This window comes from Burkholderia sp. Ax-1720, assembly GCF_011753035.1.
GTDB classification, from domain to species: domain Bacteria; phylum Pseudomonadota; class Gammaproteobacteria; order Burkholderiales; family Burkholderiaceae; genus Burkholderia; species Burkholderia gladioli.
Genome location: NZ_VWWK01000421.1, coordinates 1 through 1,374 on the forward strand (window position 1 = coordinate 1; position 1,374 = coordinate 1,374).

Sequence of the window (1,374 nt, forward strand, 5' to 3'; positions counted from 1 at the left end):
CCCGGGCGCAGGGCTGAACGCCGGCGCCTGCCCGGCAGCGCCGCGCCCTCAGCGCCGCGGGCGCAGGAAGGGCAGGCGCGCGGCCAGCGGCCCGTAGAGCTTGGCGACCAGGTAGAGCAGGCCGATCGCGACCGCGTCGGCGGTCAGCCCGAGCGGCACGTCGAGATAACCGTCGGTCTGCCAGTACAGCACCGAATCCACCGACAGCGAGATCCCCGTGCCGGCCACGAAGCAGAGCAGGCCCTGGCGGCCGATCGTGCCGATCCAGGGCATCGCCCGCGCCACCTTGTGCATCCAGCCCAGGTGGACCAGCTTGGCGGCCAGCCAGGCGATCGCCAGGAAATTGAGCAGGCGCACCGCGCCGAGGTTCTGCTTGATGGCCGGATCGGTCGGGAACGGCTCGATGCGCAGCCGGTAATAGGCGCCCGCGGCCACCACGGCCACCGCCAGCGCCGTCACCAGCACCCCGCGCGGCTGCCGCGAGAGCGCCGCGTAGACCGGCTGGCAGCGGCACAGCGCGCCGAGCACGAACAGGAACTGCCAGGCGAAGGGATTGAAGTCCCAGGGCATGCCGTCGACGCCCGGCAGGTAGCCGGCGATGCGCCGCGCCGAAAGCCAGCCCAGCAGGCTGATCGCCAGCAGCAGCCAGGGCTTGCCGCGCGCCAGCGGCAGCGCCAGCGGCACCAGCGCCGCGAAGATCGCGTACATCGGCAGCACCGAGGCGAGGTAGGGCTGGCGGCGGAACAGCAGGATGTCGCGCAGCGCCGCGAGCGGCTTGTGCAGCAGCCCTTCCAGGTCGTTGGTCGGCATGTTCGGGCCGTCGATCGCGAGCGCGTTGAGCGCCGCCGTGATCAGCAGCATCAGCCCGGCGGTGATCAGGAAGGCGCGGTAGATCTCGAAGGCGCGGCGGATGAAGCGCTGGCGCGCGACCGCCTCGGTCTGGCGCTCGGCCAGCGAGTTGTAGGCGATCGCGGTGGCGAAGCCGCCCAGGAACACGAACACCTCGGCCGCGTCGCACAGCGCGTAGGCGTGCAGCGTCACGCGCGACAGGATGCTGCCGCCGATATGGTCGACCACGATCACCAGCAGCACCAGCCCGCGAAAGAAATCGAGCTCGGCGAAACGGCCGGCGCGCGGCGCCGGCGCATGGGCGGGCGCGTTCATGCGCGAGGGCGCCGGCGGGCGCGGAAACGGGCAGCGGAAGAGGGCGCGCGGACGATGGCGGCGCGCGACGGAAAACTCGGCATGAAGCGGACGGCGGGGAGCGGAAACGGACGTGATTGTGCCATCGTTGCGGGGGCATCGACGGTTCGCGCGGCCCGGCTCGATCCGCACCAGCCTGGCGCATCGCCGGCGCGCCGCGCTGCGACTCGC

The 1,374-nt window shown here is 72.4% G+C and carries 1 protein-coding gene; it reads right to left on the reverse strand.

The features are described 5' to 3' along the window. Positions 1-48: 48 nt before the first annotated feature. On the reverse strand, positions 49-1,164 hold the full coding sequence (locus F3J18_RS37365) for an OpgC domain-containing protein (RefSeq protein WP_013689982.1): 1,116 nt from the start codon (positions 1,162-1,164) through the stop codon (positions 49-51). Between the last annotated feature and the right edge of the window lie 210 nt (positions 1,165-1,374).